Annotated in this window: 21 protein-coding genes, 4 tRNA genes and 1 other RNA gene; 6 read left to right on the top strand and 20 right to left on the bottom strand. The window is 58.9% G+C overall.

Features of this window, described 5'->3' with window-relative positions; genetic code table 11:
- Positions 1-24: 24 nt before the first annotated feature.
- The gene (gene lptM / locus CKW09_RS00745) at positions 25-228 is read right to left on the bottom strand and encodes an LPS translocon maturation chaperone LptM (RefSeq protein WP_083950381.1); all 204 of its coding nucleotides are present in this window, start codon (positions 226-228) and stop codon (positions 25-27) included.
- Between the two features lie 78 nt (positions 229-306).
- Between lptM and cyaY the strand changes: the two genes are divergently transcribed.
- Positions 307-627, top strand: a complete 321-nt coding sequence (cyaY, locus tag CKW09_RS00740; RefSeq protein ID WP_061798838.1) for an iron donor protein CyaY — start codon at positions 307-309, stop codon at positions 625-627.
- A 37-nt stretch (positions 628-664) separates the two neighbouring features.
- Here cyaY and CKW09_RS00735 read toward each other — a convergent pair whose 3' ends face one another.
- The gene (locus tag CKW09_RS00735) at positions 665-3,217 is read right to left on the bottom strand and encodes a class I adenylate cyclase (protein WP_061798840.1); all 2,553 of its coding nucleotides are present in this window, start codon (positions 3,215-3,217) and stop codon (positions 665-667) included.
- A gap of 316 nt (positions 3,218-3,533) precedes the next feature.
- Here CKW09_RS00735 and hemC point away from each other — a divergent pair, with 316 nt between their 5' ends.
- Genes hemC through hemY form a run of 4 tightly spaced genes read left to right on the top strand, consistent with a single transcriptional unit; the run spans position 3,534 to position 7,557 of the window.
- Positions 3,534-4,475, top strand: coding sequence for a hydroxymethylbilane synthase (hemC, locus tag CKW09_RS00730; protein WP_061798842.1), 942 nt, complete (start codon positions 3,534-3,536; stop codon positions 4,473-4,475).
- Positions 4,472-5,212: a uroporphyrinogen-III synthase gene (gene hemD, locus CKW09_RS00725; protein ID WP_061798843.1), complete on the top strand. Its 741-nt coding sequence runs from the start codon at positions 4,472-4,474 to the stop codon at positions 5,210-5,212. Before hemC ends, hemD begins: the two co-directional genes overlap by 4 nt.
- 23 nt (positions 5,213-5,235) lie before the next feature.
- Positions 5,236-6,360, top strand: a complete 1,125-nt coding sequence (hemX, locus tag CKW09_RS00720) for a uroporphyrinogen-III C-methyltransferase (RefSeq protein WP_095095001.1) — start codon at positions 5,236-5,238, stop codon at positions 6,358-6,360.
- A 3-nt stretch (positions 6,361-6,363) separates the two neighbouring features.
- On the top strand, positions 6,364-7,557 hold the full coding sequence (gene hemY, locus CKW09_RS00715; RefSeq protein ID WP_095094998.1) for a protoheme IX biogenesis protein HemY: 1,194 nt from the start codon (positions 6,364-6,366) through the stop codon (positions 7,555-7,557).
- A gap of 825 nt (positions 7,558-8,382) precedes the next feature.
- On the opposite strand, the gene CKW09_RS00705 is transcribed toward hemY, so the two are convergent.
- The 18 genes from CKW09_RS00705 to trxA all read right to left on the bottom strand — a co-directional run bounded on the left by CKW09_RS00705 (position 8,383) and on the right by trxA (position 24,260).
- Positions 8,383-8,511: non-coding RNA, RtT sRNA (locus CKW09_RS00705), on the bottom strand.
- A gap of 32 nt (positions 8,512-8,543) precedes the next feature.
- Positions 8,544-8,620 (bottom strand) — tRNA-Pro (locus tag CKW09_RS00700).
- Between the two features lie 76 nt (positions 8,621-8,696).
- Positions 8,697-8,783 (bottom strand) — tRNA-Leu (locus CKW09_RS00695).
- A 43-nt stretch (positions 8,784-8,826) separates the two neighbouring features.
- Positions 8,827-8,902 (bottom strand) — tRNA-His (locus tag CKW09_RS00690).
- 59 nt (positions 8,903-8,961) lie between these two features.
- Positions 8,962-9,038: transfer RNA gene (locus tag CKW09_RS00685), tRNA-Arg, on the bottom strand.
- Between the two features lie 135 nt (positions 9,039-9,173).
- Positions 9,174-10,577 carry a bifunctional threonine/serine APC transporter ThrP gene (gene thrP / locus CKW09_RS00680; RefSeq protein ID WP_095094992.1) on the bottom strand — a complete coding sequence of 468 codons (1,404 nt, stop codon included), beginning with the start codon at positions 10,575-10,577 and terminating at the stop codon, positions 9,174-9,176.
- Between the two features lie 363 nt (positions 10,578-10,940).
- Positions 10,941-11,681, bottom strand: a complete 741-nt coding sequence (wecG, locus tag CKW09_RS00675) for a lipopolysaccharide N-acetylmannosaminouronosyltransferase (protein ID WP_061797976.1) — start codon at positions 11,679-11,681, stop codon at positions 10,941-10,943.
- A 14-nt stretch (positions 11,682-11,695) separates the two neighbouring features.
- Positions 11,696-13,066, bottom strand: coding sequence for an ECA oligosaccharide polymerase (gene wzyE, locus CKW09_RS00670; protein ID WP_061797957.1), 1,371 nt, complete (start codon positions 13,064-13,066; stop codon positions 11,696-11,698).
- A complete protein-coding gene (locus tag CKW09_RS00665; RefSeq protein WP_095094989.1) occupies positions 13,063-14,148 on the bottom strand; it encodes a TDP-N-acetylfucosamine:lipid II N-acetylfucosaminyltransferase in 1,086 nt (361 codons plus the stop codon). The genes wzyE and CKW09_RS00665 overlap by 4 nt, the downstream gene beginning before the upstream one ends.
- Entirely contained in the window at positions 14,145-15,395 is a 1,251-nt protein-coding gene (gene wzxE, locus CKW09_RS00660; protein ID WP_095094987.1) for a lipid III flippase WzxE, read from the bottom strand. Before wzxE ends, CKW09_RS00665 begins: the two co-directional genes overlap by 4 nt.
- 1 nt (position 15,396) lies before the next feature.
- Complete coding sequence (gene rffA, locus CKW09_RS00655; protein ID WP_061797954.1) at positions 15,397-16,527, bottom strand: dTDP-4-amino-4,6-dideoxygalactose transaminase; 1,131 nt, start codon at positions 16,525-16,527, stop codon at positions 15,397-15,399.
- Positions 16,514-17,245 carry a dTDP-4-amino-4,6-dideoxy-D-galactose acyltransferase gene (gene rffC / locus CKW09_RS00650; protein ID WP_061797953.1) on the bottom strand — a complete coding sequence of 244 codons (732 nt, stop codon included), beginning with the start codon at positions 17,243-17,245 and terminating at the stop codon, positions 16,514-16,516. The genes rffA and rffC overlap by 14 nt, the downstream gene beginning before the upstream one ends.
- A 92-nt stretch (positions 17,246-17,337) precedes the next feature.
- The gene (wecC, locus tag CKW09_RS00645) at positions 17,338-18,600 is read right to left on the bottom strand and encodes a UDP-N-acetyl-D-mannosamine dehydrogenase (protein ID WP_061797951.1); all 1,263 of its coding nucleotides are present in this window, start codon (positions 18,598-18,600) and stop codon (positions 17,338-17,340) included.
- The gene (gene wecB, locus CKW09_RS00640) at positions 18,597-19,727 is read right to left on the bottom strand and encodes a non-hydrolyzing UDP-N-acetylglucosamine 2-epimerase (protein ID WP_061797950.1); all 1,131 of its coding nucleotides are present in this window, start codon (positions 19,725-19,727) and stop codon (positions 18,597-18,599) included. Before wecB ends, wecC begins: the two co-directional genes overlap by 4 nt.
- Before the next feature lie 84 nt (positions 19,728-19,811).
- The gene (gene wzzE / locus CKW09_RS00635; RefSeq protein WP_061797949.1) at positions 19,812-20,864 is read right to left on the bottom strand and encodes an ECA polysaccharide chain length modulation protein; all 1,053 of its coding nucleotides are present in this window, start codon (positions 20,862-20,864) and stop codon (positions 19,812-19,814) included.
- A gap of 20 nt (positions 20,865-20,884) precedes the next feature.
- Positions 20,885-21,982 (bottom strand): UDP-N-acetylglucosamine--undecaprenyl-phosphate N-acetylglucosaminephosphotransferase, encoded by a 1,098-nt coding sequence (gene wecA, locus CKW09_RS00630; RefSeq protein WP_095099948.1) that lies wholly within the window; start codon positions 21,980-21,982, stop codon positions 20,885-20,887.
- Between the two features lie 293 nt (positions 21,983-22,275).
- Entirely contained in the window at positions 22,276-23,535 is a 1,260-nt protein-coding gene (gene rho / locus CKW09_RS00625; protein ID WP_037422810.1) for a transcription termination factor Rho, read from the bottom strand.
- A gap of 398 nt (positions 23,536-23,933) precedes the next feature.
- Positions 23,934-24,260: a thioredoxin TrxA gene (trxA, locus tag CKW09_RS00620; RefSeq protein ID WP_061797947.1), complete on the bottom strand. Its 327-nt coding sequence runs from the start codon at positions 24,258-24,260 to the stop codon at positions 23,934-23,936.
- A 131-nt stretch (positions 24,261-24,391) separates the two neighbouring features.
- Here trxA and rhlB point away from each other — a divergent pair, with 131 nt between their 5' ends.
- The gene (gene rhlB / locus CKW09_RS00615; protein WP_095094984.1) at positions 24,392-25,678 is read left to right on the top strand and encodes an ATP-dependent RNA helicase RhlB; all 1,287 of its coding nucleotides are present in this window, start codon (positions 24,392-24,394) and stop codon (positions 25,676-25,678) included.
- The last annotated feature ends 69 nt before the right edge of the window (positions 25,679-25,747 follow it).

Genomic DNA, 25,747 nt, shown 5'->3' with positions numbered 1-25,747 from the left:
GCGCCCGCCACCGCAAACAAGGGGTTACTGGTCGGTCATCGACGGTTTCTGCTGAATGGCAGAAGGCTGCTGCTGATTTTTCTGCACCTGCTCCGTTTGCACCGGCGTCGCGGCCGGTTTTTTATCGGCGGGATCGGCGGGCGGGAAGTACAGCGGGCCCTTCAGGCCGCAGCCGGCAAGGCCGGTGAGCATAACGGTCAGCAGCGCATAGCGTAGTTTTTTTTTCATTTGCATTAATGCCTGTAATTCATGCGTCCAAGGTCTCTATAATCGCAGGTGGATCATGAAAAGCAATAGGAATTGAATATGAACGACAGTGAGTTTCACCAGTTGGCTGACCAGCTGATGCTGAATATTGAACAGACGCTGGACGATTTTGACGGCGATTCTGACATCGATTACGAAACCAATGGCGGCGTGATGACGCTAAGCTTCGAGAACGGCACAAAAATTGTCATCAACCGCCAGGAGCCGCTGCATCAGGTCTGGCTGGCCACCAAAACCGGCGGCTATCACTTCAACTACCGCGACGGCGTCTGGCTGTGCGATCGCAGCGGGCAGGCTTTTTACCCGTTGCTCAGCGAAGCGGCCAGCGCGCAGGCCGGCGAGGACGTCGTTTTTTCCTGAGGCGTTGCGGGGCTCGGTGCGCTGAGCCCCTGCGGCGTCAATGCAGCTGGAACTGCTGTTTCAGCGGCTGAGCGGCGCCATCGGCCAGGGTGACGCACAGGCTCGACAGCACGTTGCTGCGGAACGGGATCACCTGGGTGCGGCCGTCGAGCTGCACGATTTGGTAGAACTGCGGCAGGTTGAAGTTGATAAAGCTGGAGCCGTAGGTGAAGCGGTCGTGCGAAGAAGAGTAGAAGCGGCTGACGTCGCGCACCAGTTCCTCTTTGCTGCCCTCGCAATGGTGATAAACCTCGACCCGGTTCGACTCGTCCAGAATATAGATGTTGAAGCCCTTGTCGTCCGAGGTGTCTTCGAAGAAGAACTGAATAATCCCTTCGCTGGCGAAACCGTCCACCACCGGCGGCAGGTGCACCTGGTCGGTTTCCACTTTAATCGACAGGCCATGCAGCTTGTTGTTGGAGATGGCGCCGTAAAACTCCACCGCATTTTCCAACTTCTGCACCGATACGCTCAGGCGTTCGAAGAACAGGCCCCAGGTCTGGCCGGACACCCGCACCGCTTTGAAACGGCCCGGCTCCAGGCGGGTGCTGGACAGGCGCAGTTCAATGCACTCCGACACCAGTTGCTGGATGCGGGTGCGGATCAGGCCGCGCAAATGCTGGCTGTAGCAGAACACTTCCACCGATTCCGGCGGCGCGGCGTCCTGATGCATTTTGCCGAGGATGGTCTTCAGCGCTTCCAGCACCGACTGTTCGCCGCTGAAATGCAGGGTGCGCACCTCGTTCCACGAGTTGCGGTACAGCAGATCGATGCTGCCCACCAGGCACTGCTGCTGCTGGCCGAAGCTGAACACGTCGAGCTTGCGGAAATCGAAATGCACCACCTGATTGCGGAAGGCGGCGGTCGGATCGTTTTCCAGATTGACGATGATCGCCAGATGGCGAATTTCGCACGGGCTGTACAGCGCTTTCGGCGTCGGCGCCGCCAGCCGCAGCGGGAAATGATGGGACACGTCGGCCACCAGCTCCTGCAGCTTGGCGGTGTCGCACAGGTTGCCGCTCTTGATGTGCAGGCGGGTTTGCGGCGTCAGCAGGCCGTTGAAATAGGCCCAGGCCACCAGCTTGTTCAGATAGCGGTTATATTCCAGCGGCTGATGGCTGACGATCGAGTCCATGGCCGGCGCCTGGTTGTACAGGTACCAGCCGGTGCGGTTGGCGCGGCCAATCGGCACGTGGATAAAGGTTAAATCGTTTTCGGACAGGTCCGGCGAGATCTGCGGGTTCACCAGCGTCACCTTGCCGGGCAACGCCTCAAACGCCGCGTACAGCTTGCGGGTCAGCACGCCGATGTCCTGCGGACTGGCGCTGACGCTGAGGTTGTTGCGGCGGGCGAAGCGGATCAGGTTGCGATAGCTCTGCATCATCGCATCCAGCAGTTCGTTATGCGCTTCGCGCACCCGTTCAATCTTCCAGTTGGCGCGGTTGTCCAGCATCGCCAGCCGTGCTTCGTCCCAGCCCCATTCGCTCACCAGCTGGCTGAGGATCTCGCGACGCCAGCCGACGCAGGCCTTGGCCAGCGACAACTTTTCACAAACTTTCAGGTAGAAACAGCGGCGGACCAGATCGAGGCGGGTGGTGTCGTTGATTTGGGTCAGGTAGTGGGTGACCCGTTCGAGCATCATGCAGTAGGCATCAAGGCCGAAACAGACGATCTCCCCCTGGTGCAGGCGACTTTTGATGTCCATCGCCAGCAGTTGGGTATTGGGGTATTCCCAGGAGTAGGCCTCCAGCAGCAGGGTTTTCAGCACCGCCTTGTAAGGCGAATCGATGCTTTTATACAGCTGCCACAGGCTGGCGCCGAAATACTCTTCCGCCGACAGCGTGCTCAGGCCGCCGAGATCCAGCCATTCGTTCGGCGTCAACGCGCCCTGCGCGTACAGCGACAGCACGTATTCATCGTAATGCGCTTCTTCTTCGCCCGGCACCATGTTCCACAGGATGCGTTTACCGGCCAGGCGCACCGCGGTGCGGTAGAATTCGTCCAGCAGCAGGATATGTTGGGTGGAACCGCAATCCTCGCCGCCGAGGCTGCCGCTTTCGTTGTGGCGGAAGCGGTTTTCATCGATCAGGAAGAAGCTGACTTCCACCCCCATCGAGGCCGCCCACTTTTCCAGCAGGCTGCATTTTTGCTGCAGGCGGTTGCGTTCTTCGTTGTCCAGCCAGGACTGGTGGCATACCCAGATGTCGAGATCGGAGCTGCAGCTCTGGCCGATCGAAGAGGTGCTGCCCATCGAGTAAACGCCGGTAATCGGCAGCTCTCCGCTGGCCAGTTTGTCAAACGGGCTGCCCCATTTGTCTTCTAAATCATTAAGGTAATCTTGCTGGGTTTCATCAGGCGTGTAGAGGCAAACGCCGTGGGGAACGTTACCGTTCAGATAACCCGGCATCAGGGGGTGGTGGTGGTGCAGTAAGGTAGGCAGCAGACTGTATACCCGTTGAAACGCGGGCTTCATGGCCGCTAGGGCGCGATCGACTCGAAGTTGATTGATCGCATCCAGTCTCTGCTTCAATGTCTCGATGTAGAGGTACAAGACGTCTCGCCTGATTATCCCGGTGTTTAGAAAAAAACCCGTATTCCATAAGCGCCGTTAGTGTTGGAAGAATATTTGGCGACTTATTGCTGGAAACGTGATCAATTTAACACCTTGCTGATTGACCGTAAAGGAGGTAACGCTTCACTATTATTGTAGCGCTTCCCTAAACGATTTACCCGCAGTGTTAGCTGCCCCAAAACACATCACACGTCCCGTTGATTCCGTTGTCCTTTTTCCGCCCCCGGCTTCTTGCACTGACAGTATTGACTCGCAGTGGTAGGATGGATGGCGAATTATAAAAACGGTAACAAGCATGTTAGACAAAATTATTCGAATTGCCACCCGACAAAGCCCACTCGCGCTTTGGCAAGCACATTATGTGCAGCAACGTCTGATGGCCAGCCACCCCGGATTGCAGGTTGAGCTGGTGCCGATGGTGACGCGCGGCGACATTATTCTGGATACGCCGCTGGCGAAGGTCGGCGGTAAAGGACTGTTTGTTAAAGAGCTCGAGCTGGCGCTGCTGGAAGGCCGCGCGGACATCGCCGTTCACTCGATGAAAGACGTGCCGGTAGATTTCCCGGCCGGCCTGGGTTTGACCACCATTTGCGAACGCGACGATCCGCGCGACGCATTTGTATCCAATCGTTTCTCCTCGCTCGATCAACTGCCGCAGGGCAGCGTGGTCGGCACCTCCAGCCTGCGCCGCCAATGCCAGCTGCGCGAGCGCCGCCCCGATCTGATCGTGCGCGATCTGCGCGGCAACGTGGGCACCCGCCTGGCGAAGCTGGATAACGGCGACTACGACGCCATTATTCTGGCGGTGGCCGGGCTGAAGCGCCTGGGCCTGGAGCAACGCATTCGTTGCCCGCTGAGCGCCGAGGAATGCCTGCCGGCGGTCGGCCAGGGCGCCGTGGGCATTGAATGCCGCCTCGACGACGACGTGACGCGCGCGTTGCTGGCGCCGCTGAATCACGCCGCCACCGACACCCGCGTGCGCGCCGAACGGGCGATGAACACCCGGCTGGAAGGCGGCTGCCAGGTGCCGATCGGCAGCTATGCCGAACTGGACGGCGACAGCCTGTGGCTGCGCGCGCTGGTCGGCTCCCCGGACGGCAGCCGGATGGTGCGCGGCGAACGCCGCGGCCCGGCGGCCGACGCGGAACGCATGGGCGTCGAGCTGGCGGAAGACCTGCTGGCGCGCGGCGCGCGTGAGATCCTGCATGACGTTTATCAGGGAAATCCCCCGGCATGACGATCCTGGTAACCCGCCCTTCCCCCTCGGGAGAACTGTTGGTGAGCCGACTGCGCGCACTCGGCCGGGTTGCCTATCATGCCCCCTTGATTGATTTTGCCCCCGGCGGCGATTTGCCGAAGCTGCCGCCGGCGCTGCAGCAGCTCGGCCCCGGCGATCTGGTGTTCGTGCTGTCGCAGCACTCGGTGAACTACGCCGATTCGGTCATCGGCCGCGCCGGGCTGACATGGCCCGCCCATCTGGCCTATTATGCGATCGGCCGGGCCACCGGGCTGGCGCTGCACCGCATCAGCAGCCTGCCGGTGGAATACCCGCGCGAACGCGAAATCAGCGAAACGCTGCTGATGCTGCCGGCGCTGCAGAAGCTGGGCGGCAAGCGGGCGATGATCCTGCGCGGCAACGGCGGGCGCGAGCTGCTCGGCGATACTTTGCGCGAGCGGGGCGCCGACGTCAGCTATTATGAATGTTATCAACGCAGCCCGGTGCACTATGACGGCAGCGAACAAAGCGCCCACTGGCAGCGCGCCGGCGTCGATACGCTGGTGGTGACCAGCGGTGAAATGTTACAACAGTTGTATACTTTAGTTCCTGATTACTATCGCTCTTCGTGGCTGCTGCGCTGCCGCCTGGTAGTAGTGAGTGAACGTCTGGCTACCCTCGCCCGGGAATTGGGCTGGAGCACCATTCGGGTAGCTGATAACGCCGATAATGACGCGCTGATCCGCGCGCTAAAATAAACCTGACTATGGGATGTGCCACTATGACGGAACAAAATACCCCATCCGCCCCGGTTGAAGAACCAACCCCGGCGGTTGAGAGCCCCCAGCAGCCAGCCGCCGATCGCCGTAAAGGGAAAAATACCGGCCCGGTGCTCGGCGCCATCGCCATCATGCTGGTTATCGCACTGGGCGCGGGCGGCTATTACCACACCCACCGGCAGGCGCAGGCGCTGATCGCCGCCAACCAGTCGCTGCAGCAGCAGCTGGACGGGCTGAAACAGAGCCAACAGCAGGAAAGAAGCGCGCTGGAAGGCCTGCTGCAACAGCAGGGCAAAACCCTGGACGCCGCCGATCGCGAGCAGGCGACCCTGGCGCGCCAGCTGAATGAACTGCAGGAAAAAGTCGCGACCATCTCCGGCAGCGACGCCAAAACCTGGCTGCTGGCGCAGGCCGACTTCCTGGTGAAAATGGCCGGCCGCAAACTGTGGAGCGACCAGGACGCCACCAGCGCGGCAACGCTGCTGAAGAGCGCCGACGCCAGCCTGGCGGACATGAACGACCCGAGCCTGATCGACGTGCGCCGCGCCATCACCGATGACATCAGCACCCTCTCCACCCTGACCCAGGTGGACTTCGACGGCATTATCCTCAAGGTCAATCAGCTGTCCAACCAGGTGGATAACCTGCGCCTGGCGGACAACGACACCGACGAAGCGCCGATGGATCAGGACAGCAGCGAGCTTTCCAGCTCGATCGGCGAATGGCGGCAGAATCTGACCAAAAGCTGGCACAACTTTATGGCCGACTTTATTACCATTCGCCGCCGCGACGCCAGCGCCGAACCGCTGCTGGCGCCAAACCAGGATATCTACCTGCGCGAAAACATCCGCTCGCGCCTGCTGGTGGCCGCACAGGCGATCCCGCGCCACCAGAACGAAACCTACAAGCAGTCGCTGGAAACCATCTCCACCTGGGTTCGCGCCTACTTCGACACCACCGATCCGGCGACCAAGGCCTTCCTCGAAGAGCTGGACGCGCTGAGCCAGCAGTCGATCTCGATGGACGTGCCGGATCAGCTGAAAAGCCAGCCGCTGCTGGAAAAAGTGATGCAAACCCGGGTGCGTAATCTGCTGTCGCAGCCCCCTGCCGCTCACCAGGAGGGATAAGCCATGTTACGCGTGTTATTTCTGTTCCTGGTGCTGATCGCCAGCGTGGTGCTCGGGCCGATGTTGGCCGGGCATCAGGGTTACGTGCTGATCCAGACCGACAACTACAATATCGAAACCAGCGTCACCGGCCTGGTGATCATGGCGGTGCTGCTGTTTGTGGTGCTGCTGGCGATCGAATGGATCCTGCGTCGCATCTTCCGCACCGGCGCCCGTACCCGCGGCTGGTTTATCGGCCGCAAGCGCACCCGCGCGCGCAAACAAACCAAGGCCGCGCTGATCAAGCTGGCGGAAGGCGATTACAAGCAGGTTGAACAACTGCTGACGCGCAATGCCGACCATGCCGAACAGCCGGTGGTGAACTACCTGCTGGCCGCCGAAGCCGCCCAACAGCGCGGCGACGACTTCCGCACCAATCAATATCTGGAGCGCGCCGCCGAGGCCGCCGACACCGACCAGCTGCCGGTGGATATCACCCGGGTGCGCATTCAGCTGGCGCAGGGCGAGAACCATGCCGCGCGCCACGGCGTCGATCGCCTGCTGAATCAGGCGCCGCGCCATCCGGAAGTGCTGCGCCTGGCCGAACAGGCCTATCTGCGTACCGGCGCCTTCGCGTCGTTGCTGGAAATCCTGCCGTCGATGCGCAAAATCGATCTGCACAGCGAAAGCGAGCTGCAGGCGTTGCAACAGCAGGCCTATATCGGCCTGATGAACCAGGCGATGGCGGACGAAGGCAGCGACGGCCTGAAACGCTGGTGGAAAGATCAGAGCCGTAAAACCCGTCACGAAGTGCCGCTGCAAATCGCCATGGTGGAACACCTGATCGAATGCAACGACCACGAACTGGCGCAGGAAATCGTGCTGGACAGCCTGAAGCGCCAATACGACGAACGTCTGGTGTTGCTGATCCCACGGCTGAAATCCGGCAATCCGGAGCAGCTGGAGAAGGCGCTGCGCCAGCAGGTCAAACAACATGGCGCAACGCCGCTGCTGAACAGCACGCTGGGGCAGTTGCTGATGAAGCATGGCGAATGGCAGCAGGCGGCCGACGCCTTCCGCGAAGCGCTGAAACAGCGGCCGGATGCCTACGACTACGCCTGGTTGGGCGACGCGTTGGAAAAACTGCATCGCTCGGATGAGGCGGCGCAGGTGCGGCGCGAAGGGCTGATGCTGACGCTGAAGCAAAACGGCGAATAACGCGGCAGTGTATTGTCTTCAAGGCGTGCCCACTGGGCGCGCCTTTTTTATCCGCTTTATTCTCTGGCCAGGGCATACAAACGCAGCCAACACTGATACGGCTCCAAGTACGGCAATTATATATACCCAAAATAATTGGAGCTGAATCAAGGCGGCAAGTTTGTAAATCCCCAGGAGCTTACTCAGGTAAGTGACTGGGGTGCACAAACGCAGCCAACACAGATACAGCTTCAAGTATGAAGGGGATAGGCAAAAAAAAACACTTGCCGCGGTGGCAAGTGTATAAAGAAGCAATCAGGTCTAGGACAACAGGGGCGGTGCCTCACTCAACGTTATGCCCTGAGCGTGATGACGGCTTGTGTCATCGGTCTCTTGGGCAATAGGCACCCTAAATCGGCTCTGCGTCATTCCCAGGGTTTATGAAGCCTAAGGCGAACATAAGAGGTGGAATGAGCATCTACGATATAGATATTGCACTTGGCGTGCCAACTTTGGCGCTCGAGCCGCCACAACGTAAAAAAAACCGCACCACATTGAAATAAAAAGACTTTTATTTTCCGAGCGGTTTACCCCTCCTCCGCCCCTGCCTGCCGGCGAAGACCTGCCGCGGCAAAACGTGTCGCCTGATAACGACGACTTAAGTCAAAGTGATTTTTATCGAACAAAATCAAAAGATTATATGTCTCAAACTGACGACAAAGCCTGATGCGAGTGTCGCTGAAAACCAACGCCGGGCGCAAAAAACAAAAAGCCCGCTCATTGCCGAACGGGCTTTGCTTAAACTGCGGGCGTAAAAAAACCGACTTTCGTCGGTTTCTTTGAATGTGGTCGGCGAGAGAGGATGACGCGCATCTGCGATGCTTGCCCTGCGGGCCGTCGCTAAAGCAACGTGGTCTCGCTGCGCTCGGCTCAAACCTCCTTCGGAGGTTCTCATCCTCATAAACTGCAGGCGTAAAAAAACCGACTTTCGTCGGTTTCTTTGAATGTGGTCGGCGAGAGAGGATTCGAACCTCCGACCCACTGGTCCCAAACCAGTTGCGCTACCAAGCTGCGCTACTCGCCGATTTCTTGTTGCTGATACTACCGATTTATATCGCTTATGTCTATGTAAATATTATATTTATTAGACATTTTGTGTGTGGTGCGAAGAGAGGGACTTGAACCCTCACGTCCGTAAGAACACTAACACCTGAAGCTAGCGCGTCTACCAATTCCGCCACCTTCGCACAATCACAAAACAGCTTACAAACCTTCACTTCTCGCAGGAAGTGGGGTGGCTAATGGGACTCGAACCCACGACAACTGGAATCACAATCCAGGGCTCTACCAACTGAGCTATAGCCACCATTACTTCTAAACTTCACGCGGTAATACTACCACCGCAGCTCTTGCACACAAACTTAATGGTGCGCCCGACAGGATTCGAACCTGAGACCTCTGCCTCCGGAGGGCAGCGCTCTATCCAGCTGAGCTACGGGCGCGTAGCGCCGTTGCGGGAGGGGATACTACGGATTTACTCTAATCCTGTCTAGTGCTTTTTCGCAGAAATGTTGCGTTTGATTACGCTTTGCTCACTCCCGCGCAGGAAAGCGCTATCCGCAGCCCCTTTTCACCGCTTATTGCTGCGTTTCCGCCTGTTTTTCAGCCGGATGATGTTTCTTGTGCATCCCCAAAGCGAAGTAGCACAGGCTGACGCCCGCCAAGAAAATCGCCCCGACCAACAGAGAAACTCGCGTATCCGGGTTGATTCCCATGCCAACCAGCACGCACAGCAGAAAAGCGATGGTCAAATAGTTCACATAAGGGAACATGATCGACTTGAAGCCGTGAGTTTTGATCGCTTCTTTATGGGCGCGGCGGAAGTACAGCTGGCTGATCAGCACCACAAACCACGGCACCATGCCCGGCAGCACGCTGGCGCTGTAGACATAGACGAACACCTGCTGCGGATTGGGAATGATGTAGTTCAACCCGGACCCCGCCAGCAGGCAGCCGATGGTGACGGCGATGCAGTTCACCGGCACGCCGCTGGCGGACACTTTGGTCAACGCGGCCGGCAGCTGACGATTCTTGGCTAGGGCGTACAGCATGCGCCCGCCGCTGTACATGCCGCTGTTGCAGCCGGAGAGCGCGGCGGTCAGCACCACAAAGTTGATGATGCCGGCGGCGGCCACGATGCCAATCTTGGCGAAGGTCAGCACGAACGGGCTGCCGGCGGTGCCGATGCCGTTCCACGGGAAGATGGTGACGATGACGAAGATGGCGCCGACGTAGAAGATCAGAATGCGCCACAGGATATTATTGATCGCGCGCTTCAGCGTGATCTGCGGGTTCTTGGCCTCGCCGGCGGTGATGCCCACCAGCTCGACCCCCTGATAGGAGGCGACCACGATGCACAGCGCAAACAGGAAGCCTTTCCAGCCGCCGGCAAAGAAGCCGCCGTGGGCGGTCAGGTTGGCGAAACCGACGGGTTCGCCGCCGTTGCCGAAGCCGAAGAAAATCACCCCCAACCCCACCAGGATCATCACGATGATGGTGGTGACCTTGATCATGGCGAACCAGAACTCCAGCTCACCGTACAGCCGCACCGCCGCCAGGTTGGCCAGCGCCACCATCGCCACGGCGATCAGCGCCGGCACCCACTGCGGGATTTCCGGGAACCAGAACTGCACGTAAACCCCGATGGCGGTGATTTCGGATATGCCGACGGCGATCCACATAAACCAATATCCCCAGGCGGTCAGGTAACCGAAGTAGGGACTCATATACTTATGCGCATAAACGGCGAAGGAACCCGCCACCGGCTCGAGGAACAGCATTTCCCCCATCGAACGCATAATAAAGAACACGAACAGCCCGGCGATGATATAGGCCAGCAGCACCGACGGCCCCGCCCACTTCAGCGTACTCGCAGAGCCCATAAACAGGCCGACCCCGATGGTGCCCCCCAGAGCGATCAGCTCGATATGCCGGGCCTCGAGCCCCCGGTGTAGTCCTTGCGGTTTTTCTTTGTGTGCCATGAGTCCTCAATAATTTTTCGGGTTGTGCTTGCCTGCCGGCCGCCGCCGGTCGTTATTGTTGTTATGAAAAGAATAAATCATCCCCTGCCGATCGGGTTGGCATCAACGGGTAGTCGGAGCGATCTTGCGGCGAGAAGAACCTCGTTCAGCGCCGTCGCAGCAGGCGCCAGCGGCCAGGGATAATTTCCGGGCGGTATCGTTTCGCATTTTGCCGCTATAAGCAAACCGCAATTTAAAACTTTATGGAATAAATGAGGGAGTGTTTAGGGCCGGGGGTTATAGATATGCGGGTAAAACGTTTAAAAAGCAGATTATTTATCCCGTTGGGCCTGCCGGAGCGGCACTTTCCGCCCCGGCCGCCGCTTACATCTTGCCGCGGTAGTAGTAGCCGACAAACTTCAGCAGTTTCAGCTGGCGGCCAATGCGGCTGGGCTGGCTGAGCAGCCGATAAAGCCACTCCAGGCCCAGATTCTGCCAGACCTTGGGCGCACGCTTCACATGGCCGGTAAACACGTCGTAGGTGCCGCCGACGCCCATATACAGCGCCTGCGGATGCACCCTGCGGCAGTCGCGCATCAACATCTCCTGCTTCGGCGACCCCATCGCCACGGTGACGATAGCCGCCCCGCTGGCGCGAATGCGTTCAAACAGCGCCTGGCGCTGTTCCGGTTGGAAGTAACCGTCCTGGCTGCCCACCAGGTTGACGTTCCACTGGCTGCGCAGCTTCTGTTCGGTTTCCGCCAGCACCTGCGGCTTGCCGCCGATCAAAAACACCGGCGTGCCTTCGCGGCCGGCACGCTGCATCAGCGCTTCCCACAGATCGGCGCCCGCCACGCGAGACACTTCGGCGCCCGGGTACTTGCGGCGGATGGATCGCACCATGCTGATGCCGTCGGCATATTTGAATTCCGCCTCATCCAGCAGTGCGCGCAGCGCCTGGTCTTCCTCCGCCTTGAGGATTTTTTCGGCATTCATCGCCACCAGCGTGCCCTGCTTTACCCGCCCGCCGTCGAACAAAAAGTCCATGCAGTGCGCCATATCGCGGAAGCCCCACAGGCTGAAACTGCGCAGCTCATACTTCGGGACCTCAATCTTTGCTTCCATCTTGATCATTACCCTTACAAAAGACCGTTGGCCTGCGGAGGCGGCGCTGCCAAGGAGCGCGAGCGCCGCGCCCGGGCCTTGATCAGCCCGGCGGTATCAAACAGCCAGTACAGCAATTTCGCCAGCACCAGACAGGCGCCAAAAATAATGCAGAAGAACACCACGCGTGAGACGAATGAATCGACGCCCTCACGCGCCAGCACGATCATGTTGAACACCGCCCCAAAGCAGAAGCCCTGCAAAATGGCCGCCTTGTAGCGGTTCGGTTCGGTTTTGCCCAGCTCATACAGCCAGTCGAACCACTTGATGATCATGCCGACCAGCACCGCGCCAAGCGGGATAAACAGCGCGCCGCCCATCACCACCAGCGAGCCGATCAGCGTCGGGGAAATCGCCAGGCCGGAATGGTTGTTCAGCACTTCCCAGGTAAAGTAGTTGGCGGAGTTCAGCACCACGTCCGGCCGCCCCGGCCACAGCCAGGACGGTATGAATACGTAGAAATCACGCAGGATCGGCGCCAGGCCCTGGAAATCAATCTTGTCGTAGTTTTGCAGCAGCAGCGCCAGGTTCTCCCACGGCGAGAAGGTGTCGCGCGTCAGGTAGAGGAAGGTGTAAAACGCCTCGGCGCCGCTGACGTCCAGGCTGTAGCGTTTCAACGCCAGCCAGAACATGCCGACGATGCCGAAAATGCCCGCCGCCGCCAGCATCCACAGCGTGATCCAGCCGCGGACGATGCCGATAAACAGGAACAGCGCGAAGGCGATGATGATGTTGGCGCGGGTGCCGCCGACGATCACGTAGGTCAGAATGCCAAACGCCACCGTCGCCACCAGGAAGAAGAACCAGGCGCGCAGGTCCTGCCGCAGGAAATACACCACCAGCATCGCCGGGATAAAGAAGTAAAAGAAGCGTTTGAGCGCCACGCCGGACACGTCGCTGGAGAAAATCTGGCTGTAAGAGTTCAGCTTGAACAGCAGGAAACCGTTCTGCATAAAGAAAATGCCTACGGTGCCAATCGCCACCAGCGCCAGCAGCACCCAGGTCAGGTGGGTCTCCACCCGATTCATGGTAAACAACGGCGCTCGCGGCTGGGCACTGCGCGTGCGCAGCCGGGTTTTATAGCTGACGTAATAGATGGCGTAGAACGCCGTGGCGGACAAAATGGCGTACAGCAGAAACTCGACCGGCACCACCTCGACGTCGAACTGAAACACCAGCAGGCAGGTCAGCGGAAAGCCGAAGTAAAACGTCAGCAAATACAGCACCGAAAAGAACACGTTGAAGTTAAAGCGAATGCGCCGGAACTCCTGATAGGTCAGCGTCAGGATAAACAGCACGCTGACCAGGTAGACCGCGAACAGGCCGCCAAACTGCGCCAGCGTCATGAGGCTTCTCCCGCCGCCAGCGCCAATGCCTGTTGCCAGCCATCGATGAAGTTCGGATTAAAGAAAGCGATGGCCTGCTGATCCACCGACGCCAGCTGGCGCTGCGCCTCGCGCACCACCGCTTCGTCCAGCGAATCGCCGTAAAACAGCACCGGCAGATGCTGTTCCGCTAGATCCTGCCAGAACGGGTTTTGTCGGCTGAGCACAAAAGGCACGCCGAACTGGATCAGCAGGCACAGCGTACCTATGCCCTGCTGGCGGTTGAAGATGAAGTAGCCGAGATCGCATTCGCGCAGGATATTCAGGTAATCCTCGAACGCCACCTGCTGCGTCAGCAGCTGCAGGTTCTTTTCGCTGAACAGCTGCAGCCCGGCGGCGCGCACCTGCTCAATGTAGGCGTCGTTGTTGGCCGGATAACCCATCGGCAGGATCACGCGCACCTCGGCGCCGAACTGCTGATGAATCGCCTTCAGCGCCTCGATATGCCGGTTGGTGCGATCGCCGGAGTTGCCCACCAGAATGGTCATCGGGCCGGCCAGGTTTTTCTCCACGCCGATCCCGGTCAGCGCCGGATCCATCCGCGTCGGGAAATACAGCAGCGAAGCCGGCACGCGCGCATGGCGCTGCTGGTAATGGGCCACATCGCCGCGGGTGGCGAACACGTTGGCCACCCGCCCCTGCGCGATGCGGCGCAGCAGATAGAACAGCCGGTATTTCCAGCTGGTGGCGTCTTCATACAGATCGGCGCCCCAGATATGCCAACTGACCTGCCGCGCTTTGATCTTGCCGCTCAGCAACGCCAGCCACAGCCCGGGGTTGAACTGGCCGTGCAGAAAGAAGCGCGCGTCGCGATCGGCCTGGGCGCGGGCGATCACCGCCTCCGCCAGGCTTTTCTTATCCGCAAACGGCTCGATGCTCAGCGCGGGGAAATCGCCCAGCGCCGCAACGTCTTTAGCCGCCACCATAAAATGGCGCGTCTGTTCCGCCGGCAGGCGCGGTGCCAGCACGTCGTTGAAGAAGCGCAGCACCGTCTGATTGTGATGCGGGATGTCAGATCCCAGTACGTGAATCAGTGTGGTCATACTCGTCTACGATAAATAAGGAATACGCAGCTACAGAGCGTGAAATACGCGATGTAGGTTGCCATATAGGCCTGAGCCGCGCCGAGCGCGCCGTGCAACGGTATCAGCCAGTGCGAGAACAGCGTCAGCAGCAGGAACTGGCTGACCTCCGTCAGGATATAAAAACGCAGCGACGCCTTGGCGATGACCAGATAGCCGAACACGTAAGCGCCGACTTTCAGCACGTCGCCGACCAATTGCCAGGCGAACAGGTCGCGCATCGCCACAAACCGATCGGAAAACAACAGCCAGATGGCGAAATCGCGCAGCAGCCACACCGTAAAGCTCGCCGCCGCCACCGCCGGCAGCACAAACTTCAGCGAACGCACGATCTCCTGCGAGATGGCGCCCTTATCCGTCAGCCGCGACAGCGTCGGCAGCAAATACACGGTGAACGAGGCGGTGATAAACTGCAGGTAAGCGTCGGAGATGCTGCTGACGCCCTGCCAAATGCCCACTTCATCCCAGCTGTAATGCGCCGCCAGCAGGTTTCGCATCATCACATAGGCCACCGGCAGCGTCATCGAGGTGATCAGCGCCATGATGGTGAACTTGCCGAGATTGCCGGCGACCGCTTTATCCCACGCCAGCGCCAGGTAACGCAGCGGCAGGGTTTTGCGCCGCCACAGCATCAGCCCGGCCGGCAGCACCACCAGCGCAGGCACCAGCGCCAACCCGGCCAACGCGCCTTCATAGCCGCCCAGCTTAAAGCACAGGTAATAGGCCACCACGCCAATCAGGCTGCCGCCGATCACCGCCAGCGCGTTGCCCAGCGCATCGCGATAGCCTTTCAGCACCGCCATAAACAGGTTGGCGTAGGCGATGCCCATCTGGATAAACGCCACCGCTCGCACCACGCCGACGTAATCGGCATGGCCGAACAGAGCCACGCCGATCGGCTCGGCGGCGAACAGAAATACCAGCGCCAGCAGCGTCGAAAAGCCCAGTACGATGCTCGATGCGGTGCCCACCGCCAGCCGCAGCCGCTGCGGATCCTGGTGATACTCCGCCACATACTTGGTGATGCCGTTAAAAATACCGGCGCCGGACAACACGCCCAGCACGGTGATCAACTGGCGGAAGTTGCCCGCCTGCCCCACGCCGCTGGGGCCAAACGCCACCGCCAGCAGTTTCACCACCAACAGCCCCACGCCAATTTTGATCAGCGTGGAACCGGCGGTCCATATCGATGCTTTTGCCAACGACATATCAGGCGAAGAAGCTCAAAATAGTATTGATCACCGTACGCTGATTGACATCGGACATATTGTAGAACAGCGGCAGCCGCACCAGGCGTTCGCTGTCTTTACTGGTATGACGATCTTCGCCGGCAAAGCGGCCGAACCGTTCGCCCGCCGGGCAGGCGTGCAGCGGGATATAGTGGAACACCGACATAATCTCGGCCTCTTTCAGATAGTTGATAAAGGCCGTACGGTCCTGCATATCGCGCAGTTTGATATAAAACATATGGGCGTTGTGCACGCAATCCGCCGGGACGCTCGGCAGCTCGATGCGGCCGGCCTTGGCCAGCGGCAGGAAGCTGTCGTAGTATTTTTTCCACAGCGACAGGCGGCGCTGATTAATCGCGTCGGCCGCTTCCAACTGGCCCCACAGATAGGCCGCCTGCAGATCGGCCATCAGATAGCTGGAACCGATATCGCGCCAGGTGTACTTGTCTACCTGGCCACGGAAAAACTGGCTGCGGTTGGTGCCTTTTTCGCGAATGATCTCCGCCCGGTCGATCAGCGCCGGGTCATTCACCAACGTCGCGCCGCCTTCGCCGCCGGCGGTATAGTTTTTGGTTTCATGGAAGCTGAAACAGCCGATATGGCCGATGGTGCCCAACGCTTTGCCTTTGTAGGTCGACATCACGCCCTGAGCGGCGTCTTCCACCACGAACAGGTTATATTTCTTCGCCAGCGCCATGATGGTGTCCATCTCGCAGGCGACGCCGGCGTAATGCACCGGCACGATGGCGCGGGTTTTATCGGTGATCGCCGCTTCGATTTTGCTTTCATCGATGTTCATGGTGTCCGGCCGCACGTCGACAAACACCGCTTTGGCGCCGCGCAGCACGAAGGCGTTGGCGGTGGAGACAAAGGTGAAGCTCGGCATGATCACTTCATCACCCGGCTTGATGTCCAGCAGAATGGCCGCCATCTCCAGCGAAGCGGTGCAAGACGGCGTCAACAGCACCTTCGGGCTGCCGAAGCGTTGTTCCATCCACTGCTGGCAGCGGCGGGTAAAGCCGCCGTCGCCGCACAGCTTGCCGCTGCCCATGGCAGCCTGCATATAGTCAAGTTCAGTGCCAACAACCGGTGGTGCGTTAAATGGAATCATGTCTACCTCTGTATAACCAATACGCGGTGCTTTCTATGGCGGCACCGTGCCTTTGATAAAGCCGTAACGCGGCGATATTGCCGGTCTGGGTCGCAACCCGCAGATGCCGCAATTGACGCTGCGCGCACCAGGCGATGGCCGCATTCATCAGCCGCGAACCTATGCCCTTTCCTTCCGCCCCCGGGAATGCGGCCAATAAGCCAATCCGCGCCTCTCGATCGCCGGTGTCCCGCAGGCTGACAAACCCGGCGGGCCGCCCATGCTCATCAAGCGCCAGCAAACATTGATGATCAAACGTCCCCAGCACGGCTTTTTCGATCCACAGCGCATAAAAACGGCCGCTGTCCTCAATCCGATACCAGGGGGAGCGAAAACGGCTGGCGGCGAAAACCTTGCCCGCCGCAGCGCGCAAGGCGGGTATATCTGCCTGGATCGCAGGGCGAATCGCCGTCAGGGGGGCGTCATCAGATAAAGCACTTTCCATGCCAACCGGCAGTTTCAGGTCGATTTCCCCCTCCGCCAGTTGAAAGCCCACGCCCGCTAACGCATCGATTAAATCCAGCCGCTGGGCCGGGATCTTGGCCTGAACCAGCGAAAAGGCGTCCAGCTCAGCGACGGTCAACGCCGGCGCGGATGCGTTAATGTCGAGCTTGGCGCTATTCAGCCTGAAAAACTCACTTTCCCAAGCCAGCGGTTCAACTGAAGCATGCAGATGCATATGATTAATCCCCGGCGTCGCCATCGGACCGAATATCGCGGCAGCAGGCGCCTCTCGATAACGCCTTGCGCCGCTCGCGCAATGGGCTGAAATCAGCGCCAAACGCCCTTGGTGTCCACCACCCAGGTTTGTTTTATCTCTTCCGGCCGAATGGCCTTGAACTGCTGGTGATCGACCAGCATCACGATCACGTCCGCCTGCCGCAGCGCATCGGCGATGCTTTTCAGCGTCACCTGCCCGGCCAGCGTTTTCGGCAGTTGCTCAACATTCGGCTCAACCGCCAGCGTCTCCCCAACGTGCCAGTCGGCGATCAGGTGAGCGACTTCCACCGCCGGGCTTTCGCGCAGATCGTCGATATTCGGCTTGAACGCCAGGCCGAAGCAGGCGATCTTCACTTCAGACGCGCGCTTGTCGGTAGCCGCCAGGCAGTCCGCCACCGCCGCCTTGACGCGATCGACCACCCACAGCGGTTTGCCGTCATTCACCAGCCGCGCGGTGTGGATCAGGCGCGCCTGCTGCGGATTCTGCGCCACGATAAACCAGGGATCGACGGCGATGCAGTGGCCGCCGACGCCAGGGCCCGGCTGCAGGATATTGACCCGCGGATGGCGATTCGCCAGGCGGATGAGTTCCCAGACGTTGATGCCCTGATCGGCGCAAATCAACGACAGCTCATTGGCAAAGGCGATGTTCACGTCGCGGAAGCTGTTTTCCGTCAGCTTGCACATCTCTGCGGTGCGGGAGTTGGTGATCACGCACTCGCCTTCGAGGAAAATCTTGTACAGCGCGCTGGCGCGCTCGGAGCATCTCGGCGTCATGCCGCCGATCACCCGGTCGTTCTGGATCAGTTCAACCATCACCTGGCCAGGCAGTACGCGCTCCGGGCAGTAGGCGATATTCACATCGGCCGCTTCGCCGGCCTGCTGCGGGAAGCTGAGATCGCTGCGCGCTTGCGCCAGCCATTCCGCCATCTGTTCGGTGGCGCCCACCGGCGAGGTAGACTCGAGGATCACCAGATCGCCGCGCTTCAGCACCGGCGCCAGTGATTTGGCCGCCGCCTCGACATAGGCCAGATCCGGTTCATGGTCGCCTTTGAACGGCGTCGGCACCGCGATCAGAAACGCATCCGCCGGCAGGGGTTGGCTCACCGCCTGCAGATAACCGCCGTCGACCGCATCCTTCACCACTTTATCCAGATCCGGCTCAACGATATGGATCGCGCCGCGATTGATGGTGTCGACCGCATGTTGGTTAACATCTACGCCCACCACTTTTTTCTTGCGGGAAGCAAACGCCGCCGCCGTTGGCAGACCGATATAACCCAGGCCGATAACCGAAATAGTGTTAAAACTCATAGTGTCACCTGATGATTCTTTAAAGCTTCGAGGATACGCTGGCAGGCATTGCCATCACCGTAGGGGTTATGCGCCCGGCTCATCGCATGGTATTCATTCTTGTCGGTCAGCAGCCGGGTCACCTCATCGACGATTTTAGTCACGTCGGTGCCCACCAGGCGTACCGTGCCCGCATCGACCGCTTCCGGACGTTCGGTGGTGTCGCGCATCACCAGCACCGGCTTGCCCAGCGACGGCGCCTCTTCCTGAATGCCGCCGGAGTCGGTCAGGATCATATAAGCGTTGGCCATCAGATAGACGAACGGCAAGTAATCCTGTGGGTCGATCAACATGATGTTGTCGATGCCTTTCAGGATGCGGTTGACCGGCTCGCTGACGTTCGGGTTAAGGTGCACCGGATACACCACCTGCACATCCGGATGGTTGCGGGCGATCTCCGCCAGCGCGCTGCAAATGCGTTCAAACCCGCCGCCAAAGCTTTCGCGACGGTGGCCGGTTACCAGGATCAGCTTCTTGTTGGCATCGAGGAACGGGTAGCGCTGCGCCAGGCTCGCACGCAATTCGGCATCGCCCATCACCCGATCGCGCACCCAGAACAGCGCGTCGATCACCGTATTGCCGGTCACGAAGATATGATCGTCCGGCAGCAGCTCACGCAGCAGGTTCTGGCGCGAGTTTTCCGTCGGCGCGAAGTGATACATCGCCAGATGGCCGGTCAGTTTGCGGTTGGCCTCTTCCGGCCACGGCGAGTAAAGATCGCCGGTGCGCAGCCCCGCCTCCACGTGCCCGACCGGAATGCGTTGATAGAACGCCGCCAGGCTGGTCGCCAGCGTGGTGGTGGTATCACCGTGCACTAACACCACGTCCGGTTTGAACTCTTCCAGTACGCCTTTCAACCCTTCCAGAATGCGGCAGGTGATCTCACTCAAGCCCTGCCCGGGCTTCATGATGTTCAGATCGTAATCCGGCACGATTTCAAATAGCCGTAATACCTGATCCAGCATCTCCCGATGCTGCGCCGTTACGCAGACTCTTGATTCAAAGGCTTCATCCTGAGCCAGGGCATGTACCAGCGGCGCCATTTTGATGGCTTCAGGTCTGGTGCCGAAAACAGTCAACACTTTCACAGCGAATCTCTTTTGGTCGGTTAACCGCAGGCGTACCTGCGAATTGGGCGCTTACGCGCCCATCAGCGAATTATTATATTATTTTTAATTACGCGGCCGACGCGCCAGGGCAATGCCTGCGCCAACCAAAGCGCCCATCGCGCCCCACAGAATCAGCCAAAATACCCGTCGTGGGCTGTCGCGTTTTACCGGTTCTTCCGGCGTGCGCAAATAGCGGTAAGTCTGAAACTTCTCGTCCAGCGTCGGGCCAACGTTCAGCGTCGCCAGCATCGCGCGGTTCTGATCGTAATCCAGGTCGTAGGTCGGGCCGGAGGCCTGCAGGCCTTCCAGGCGCGCCTGCAGCATCGGCTTGCCCAGCAGGAACAAGTCGGAGTCCGGCAGCTGCTCCGCCGGCGTGTCGGTTTGCGTGCGGCTGATGCCCTGGGTTTCGGCGATTTTCAGCGCCTGCTGGATGGTATTGAGCTCACGCTTGTAGACCGCTTCCGCTACCGCTTCCTGACGCTTGACCTGCGCCTTCATCGAGGTGGTCCGGGCCGCCCAGGCCCCCTGGATCTCTTCGTTCAAATGCAGGGCCGCGCGGTGGCTGGCGAAGGCGACATACTGGCGCAGCAGACGGTTGGCGTCCGCCGCCGTTTCGGCCGTCAGCCTTACGCCGTCGTTTGGCGCCTTTTTGTCGTCGCGCGGGGTAAATTGAATATTGTTGATCAGCTCGTCGAGCATGGCCGCATCGGCGCGGGCATCCCCTTCCTGGCGCTGCCGGTAATAATCGCTCTGCAGCCAAAAATCACGACGCGTATCGTAAGCCGCCAGCTGCATGATGAATTCATTATAGGCTTCGTCGGCGATGCCCGGCTGCTCGCTGGCGACCGCCGGCAGGGTCCGCACGTCCAGATTGCGCAGGAACTGCTGCTGCGAATAATAACCGCCCAGCGCATTGACCGTCGGCCTGTCGGTAATCGCGGCCGCGCTCCACTCCTGCTTGACCAGATAGGACACGACAAGCGCCACCGCGGCGAACAGCACCGCAATGCCGATAATCCAGGGCTTGCCGCGCCACAGGGTACGGAACAGGCCGCGGATATCGAGTTCGTTATCCACCGCCGGGGTATTCTTGTCAGACGTTGTTTCTGGATTCATCACTGCCCAAAAGCCTCTGGTTAAGATACTTGCTTATTGTCGGTCGAACGCCGCAGGCGGCGCTTGATACGCTTAATGTAACGGGCGACGCGCCAGGCGCGCTTGATGCAATAACCGTACAGGAAGAAAGCAAGCAAAAATAATGCCAACATCACCCATTCAGGAATAAAGGTCAGCCGCTCGCCAATGACGCCAATGGCCGCCAGCAGCGCCGCCGCCAGGGTAATCAGGACAAACGCCTGCCGCGGCGTAAAGCCGGCGCGCATGATCAGGTGGTGAATATGTTGACGATCGGGGGAGAAGGGGCTCATCCCCTTGCGTAAACGACGATACATGATAGCAATCATGTCCATCAGCGGAATGGCGATAATCCACAGGGCGGTCACCGGGTTGATCGAGTGAACCTTCCCCTGCGAGCTCTGCAACAGCAGCCAGATGGCGGTAAAGCCGATCAGCGTGCTGCCGGCGTCCCCCATAAAGACCTTATAGCGGCGGCCGAGGATACCGAGATTAAGCAGGATATAGGGAACTATGGTGGCGATCATCGCAAAGCACCAGAACGCCAGCTCGGAATGGCCGCTCAGATACAGCAGAATGCCCAACGCGCCGAAGGACACGCACGACAGACCGCCCAGCAGGCCGTCGATGCCGTCCACCATGTTGAAGGCGTTGATTGCCGCCCATACCGCAAACAGCGTCACCAGGTAGCCGAACGGCCCCAGCAGCATTTCCCAATCGCCCAGCACGTGGCCGAAGCTGCGCAGGTAAAGCCCGGCGAACGCCATCATCGCAATGCCGACCAGCGCCTGTACCAGCGCGCGGATCTTGACGCTGATGTCGAAGCGGTCGTCCAGAGCGCCGACAAACACTAAAATCCCCGCGCAGGTGAGATAAAGTTTGCCGTGCGCGATGGTTTGTTCAGAGATCAGGAAAGCGAAGCACAGCCCGGCATAAACGGAAATACCGCCGACCAAGGGAATCAGCCCCTGGTGACGTTTGCGGTAATTAGGTTTATCAACCAGACCAATACGTTTTGCTGCTTTACGGGCAACAAAGAGAAAAGCCAAGGAAAACAGGAAAACAAATAGAATTTCAGTACTCATAGTGAGTAAGTTCACAGTTAACAGATCTCTGTAGAAGATAAGGCAGCTTAACATGGGCGACAGCTTGCGCCATGGGCCCCCGCTACCTTTCAGTCATTTCCTATGACAACAGTGATTCATTCTCATTTCCGTTGTTGCCGGCTAAATCGGCAGCGACAAGATGCGAACGGCAAAGGCCGACCGCAAACAAGATGAATTCCCAATAAGTCGCAGAAACAACTTACTTTTCCATTACTGCTACTTATCGTATCTGCCAGAAGCGAAAAACGCCACGGCTAGGCGTGGCGTTCTGCGAATTTTTTACTGAATTATGAGCGTTTCATCATATCGAAGAATTCATCGTTGGTTTTAGTCATCGCCAACTTATTAATGAGGAACTCCATCGCGTCGATCTCACCCATCGGATGAATGATTTTGCGCAGGATCCACATTTTTTGCAGTTCTTCAGAGGTGGTGAGCAACTCTTCTTTACGGGTACCGGAGCGATTGTAATCGATGGCAGGGAATACGCGCTTCTCGGCGATTTTACGCGCCAGGTGCAATTCCATGTTGCCGGTACCTTTAAATTCTTCGTAGATAACCTCGTCCATTTTCGACCCGGTATCCACCAGCGCGGTAGCGATGATGGTCAGGCTGCCGCCTTCTTCAACGTTACGCGCCGCGCCGAAGAAACGCTTCGGACGGTGCAGGGCGTTGGCGTCCACACCGCCGGTCAGCACCTTGCCCGAGGCCGGCACCACGGTGTTGTAGGCGCGCGCCAGACGGGTGATGGAGTCGAGCAGGATGATCACGTCTTTTTTGTGCTCAACCAGGCGCTTGGCCTTCTCGATGACCATTTCCGCTACCTGCACGTGACGGGAAGCCGGTTCGTCGAAGGTCGAGGCGATCACTTCGCCTTTCACCAGACGCTGCATCTCGGTAACTTCTTCCGGACGTTCGTCGATCAGCAGCACCATCAGCACGCAGTCTGGGTGGTTGTAGGCGATGCTCTGCGCGATGTTCTGCAGCAGCATGGTTTTACCGGCTTTCGGCGGCGCGACGATCAGGCCACGCTGGCCGCGACCGATCGGCGATGCCAGATCCAGCACGCGCGCCGTCAGGTCTTCGGTAGAGCCGTTGCCGCGCTCCATGCGCAGACGGGAATTGGCGTGCAGCGGGGTCAAGTTCTCGAACAGGATCTTGCTGCGGGCGTTTTCCGGTTTGTCATAGTTAACTTCGTTAACTTTCAACAGGGCAAAATAGCGCTCGCCTTCTTTTGGCGGTCGAATCTTACCGGAAATGGTGTCACCTGTACGGAGGTTGAAACGGCGGATTTGGCTAGGGGATACATAGATGTCGTCGGGGCCGGCGAGGTAGGAACTGTCTCCGGAACGGAGGAAACCAAATCCATCCTGCAATATCTCGAGCACGCCGTCGCCGAAGATGTCTTCTCCGCTTTTCGCATGCTGCTTCAGAATGGAGAAGATGATGTCCTGCTTGCGCATGCGGGCAAGGTTTTCCAGCCCCATATTTTCGCCGAGAGTAATCAGCTCAGAAACCGGCGTATTCTTTAATTCGGTAAGATTCATAGTGGTGGGTTCTTAAACTCGGGGTATGTCTCGAACTTGTATCGTGAATGGTATGGCAGCGTGATACGTGCCTGTTTACTGGACGTTCGATCACCGGGCGCTGAGCCGTCGCGGTAAGAAATGGCTTACATCGGGCGTGCGCATTGACGGTTTAAGATCGAAGGTACCTTAAAATTGATTTTGCAAAACCGTTTGATTGCTAAAACGCGGGTTGAGTTCAATTTACTTGCAACGCCAGCGGTTCAACACAGAGTAAAGCTTAGATTCAAACTCTTTAGATTTAAAACTTCGGGCAAGTTCTATATGCAGTGTGGTTAAACTTAACACGCTTCTTGGCAGGCGTCTAGCGGTGAATTGAACATCGCCGCCAGACGCCGCTGCTTGGGCTTCCCGCCCGATTACAGATTCGCGTTCAGGAAATCTTTGAGCTGACCTTTGGACAACGCGCCCACCTTGGTCGCGGCCACTTCACCGTTCTTGAACAGCAACAGCGTAGGGATACCGCGGATACCGTACTTGGGAGCGGTCGCCGGGTTTTGATCGATGTTCAGCTTGGTGATGGTCAGTTTGCCTGCGAATTCTTCGGCAATCTCGTCCAGAATCGGAGCAATCATCTTGCACGGTCCACACCATTCAGCCCAGAAATCGACCAGGATTGGCCCTTCAGCTTTCAGCACGTCGGTGTCGAAGCTGCCGTCAGTCAGGTGAATAATTTTATCGCTCATGTTCTACTCCACAGGATTATGTCTACCTTGTTGGTGTAGCATTAACCAACTCAAGGTGATTTTATTTCACCGCGTTTATTTCAACGGATGTGCTTTCGTAAAGCAATAGTTAGCTGATATTCTACCACACTATGAGCAAAACACACTTGACCGAACAGAAGTTTTCCGACTTCGCCCTGCACCCGTTAGTCCTTGAAGCCCTTGAGAAAAAAGGGTTTCACCATTGCACGCCTATCCAGGCGTTAGCATTGCCGCTCACGCTCTCCGGGCGTGACGTTGCAGGTCAGGCGCAAACCGGTACCGGAAAGACGCTGGCATTTTTGGCGTCTACTTTTCACTATTTGCTTAACCACCCGGCGAAACAGGATCGCCAGACCAACCAGCCGCGCGCCTTGATCATGGCGCCAACGCGTGAACTGGCGGTGCAGATCCACTCCGATGCGGAACCCCTGTCCCAGTCCACCGGCCTGAAGCTGGGCCTGGCTTACGGCGGCGACGGCTACGACAAGCAGCTGAAAGTGCTGGAAAGCGGCGTGGATATCCTGATCGGCACCACCGGTCGCTTAATCGACTACGCCAAGCAAAACTACATCGATCTGGGCGCCATCCAGGTCGTGGTGCTGGATGAAGCCGATCGCATGTACGATCTGGGCTTTATCAAAGACATCCGCTGGCTGTTCCGCCGCATGCCCGCGGTCGACCAACGCCTGAACATGCTGTTCTCTGCCACCCTGTCCTATCGCGTTCGCGAACTGGCCTTCGAGCAGATGAACAACGCCGAATATGTTGAAGTGGAACCGGAACAGAAAACCGGCCACCGCATTAAAGAAGAGCTGTTCTACCCGTCCAACGAAGAAAAAATGCGCCTGCTGCAGACGCTGATCGAAGAAGAATGGCCGGATCGCGCCATCGTCTTCGCCAACACCAAGCACCGCTGTGAAGACATTTGGGGCCACCTGGCCGCCGACGGTCACCGCGTCGGCCTGCTGACCGGCGACGTGGCGCAGAAAAAACGCCTGCGCATTCTCGACGACTTCACCAAGGGCAACCTCGACATTCTGGTCGCCACCGACGTCGCCGCGCGCGGCCTGCACATCCCGTTGGTCACCCACGTGTTCAACTACGATCTGCCTGACGACTGCGAAGACTACGTGCACCGCATCGGCCGTACCGGCCGCGCGGGTGAAAGCGGCCACTCCATCAGCCTGGCCTGCGAAGAGTACGCGCTCAACCTGCCGGCGATCGAGACCTACACCGGCCACAGCATTCCGGTGAGCAAGTACAACAGCGATGCATTGCTGACCGGCCTGCCTGCGCCGAAACGCCTGTCGCGTCCGCGCGGCGGCAACGGCCCACGCCGCAACTCCGCGCCACGCCGCGGCGGCGCGCCGCGCAGCAACCGTAAACGCTCGGGCTGATGCGCCAATGAAGTACCCGCCGCATCCCGGCGCCAAGCACGCAAGCCCTCCGTCACTTACCCCGGTAAG

Origin of the sequence: Serratia ficaria (assembly GCF_900187015.1) — a bacterium.
GTDB lineage: Bacteria > Pseudomonadota > Gammaproteobacteria > Enterobacterales > Enterobacteriaceae > Serratia > Serratia ficaria.
Note: the sequence above shows the minus strand (reverse complement) of the source record. Positions and strands in the feature narration are given on the sequence as shown.

What these genes read in the sequence shown, in the direction of transcription:
- lptM (WP_083950381.1), bottom strand. Translation starts at nt 228, where the DNA reads ATGAAAAAAAAACTACGCTATGCGCTGCTGACCGTTATGCTCACCGGC.
- cyaY (WP_061798838.1), top strand. Translation starts at nt 307, where the DNA reads ATGAACGACAGTGAGTTTCACCAGTTGGCTGACCAGCTGATGCTGAAT.
- hemC (WP_061798842.1), top strand. Translation starts at nt 3,534, where the DNA reads ATGTTAGACAAAATTATTCGAATTGCCACCCGACAAAGCCCACTCGCG.
- hemD (WP_061798843.1), top strand. Translation starts at nt 4,472, where the DNA reads ATGACGATCCTGGTAACCCGCCCTTCCCCCTCGGGAGAACTGTTGGTG.
- hemX (WP_095095001.1), top strand. Translation starts at nt 5,236, where the DNA reads ATGACGGAACAAAATACCCCATCCGCCCCGGTTGAAGAACCAACCCCG.
- hemY (WP_095094998.1), top strand. Translation starts at nt 6,364, where the DNA reads ATGTTACGCGTGTTATTTCTGTTCCTGGTGCTGATCGCCAGCGTGGTG.
- thrP (WP_095094992.1), bottom strand. Translation starts at nt 10,577, where the DNA reads ATGGCACACAAAGAAAAACCGCAAGGACTACACCGGGGGCTCGAGGCC.
- wecG (WP_061797976.1), bottom strand. Translation starts at nt 11,681, where the DNA reads ATGGAAGCAAAGATTGAGGTCCCGAAGTATGAGCTGCGCAGTTTCAGC.
- wzyE (WP_061797957.1), bottom strand. Translation starts at nt 13,066, where the DNA reads ATGACGCTGGCGCAGTTTGGCGGCCTGTTCGCGGTCTACCTGGTCAGC.
- CKW09_RS00665 (WP_095094989.1), bottom strand. Translation starts at nt 14,148, where the DNA reads ATGACCACACTGATTCACGTACTGGGATCTGACATCCCGCATCACAAT.
- wzxE (WP_095094987.1), bottom strand. Translation starts at nt 15,395, where the DNA reads ATGTCGTTGGCAAAAGCATCGATATGGACCGCCGGTTCCACGCTGATC.
- rffA (WP_061797954.1), bottom strand. Translation starts at nt 16,527, where the DNA reads ATGATTCCATTTAACGCACCACCGGTTGTTGGCACTGAACTTGACTAT.
- rffC (WP_061797953.1), bottom strand. Translation starts at nt 17,245, where the DNA reads ATGCATCTGCATGCTTCAGTTGAACCGCTGGCTTGGGAAAGTGAGTTT.
- wecC (WP_061797951.1), bottom strand. Translation starts at nt 18,600, where the DNA reads ATGAGTTTTAACACTATTTCGGTTATCGGCCTGGGTTATATCGGTCTG.
- wzzE (WP_061797949.1), bottom strand. Translation starts at nt 20,864, where the DNA reads ATGAATCCAGAAACAACGTCTGACAAGAATACCCCGGCGGTGGATAAC.
- rho (WP_037422810.1), bottom strand. Translation starts at nt 23,535, where the DNA reads ATGAATCTTACCGAATTAAAGAATACGCCGGTTTCTGAGCTGATTACT.
- trxA (WP_061797947.1), bottom strand. Translation starts at nt 24,260, where the DNA reads ATGAGCGATAAAATTATTCACCTGACTGACGGCAGCTTCGACACCGAC.
- rhlB (WP_095094984.1), top strand. Translation starts at nt 24,392, where the DNA reads ATGAGCAAAACACACTTGACCGAACAGAAGTTTTCCGACTTCGCCCTG.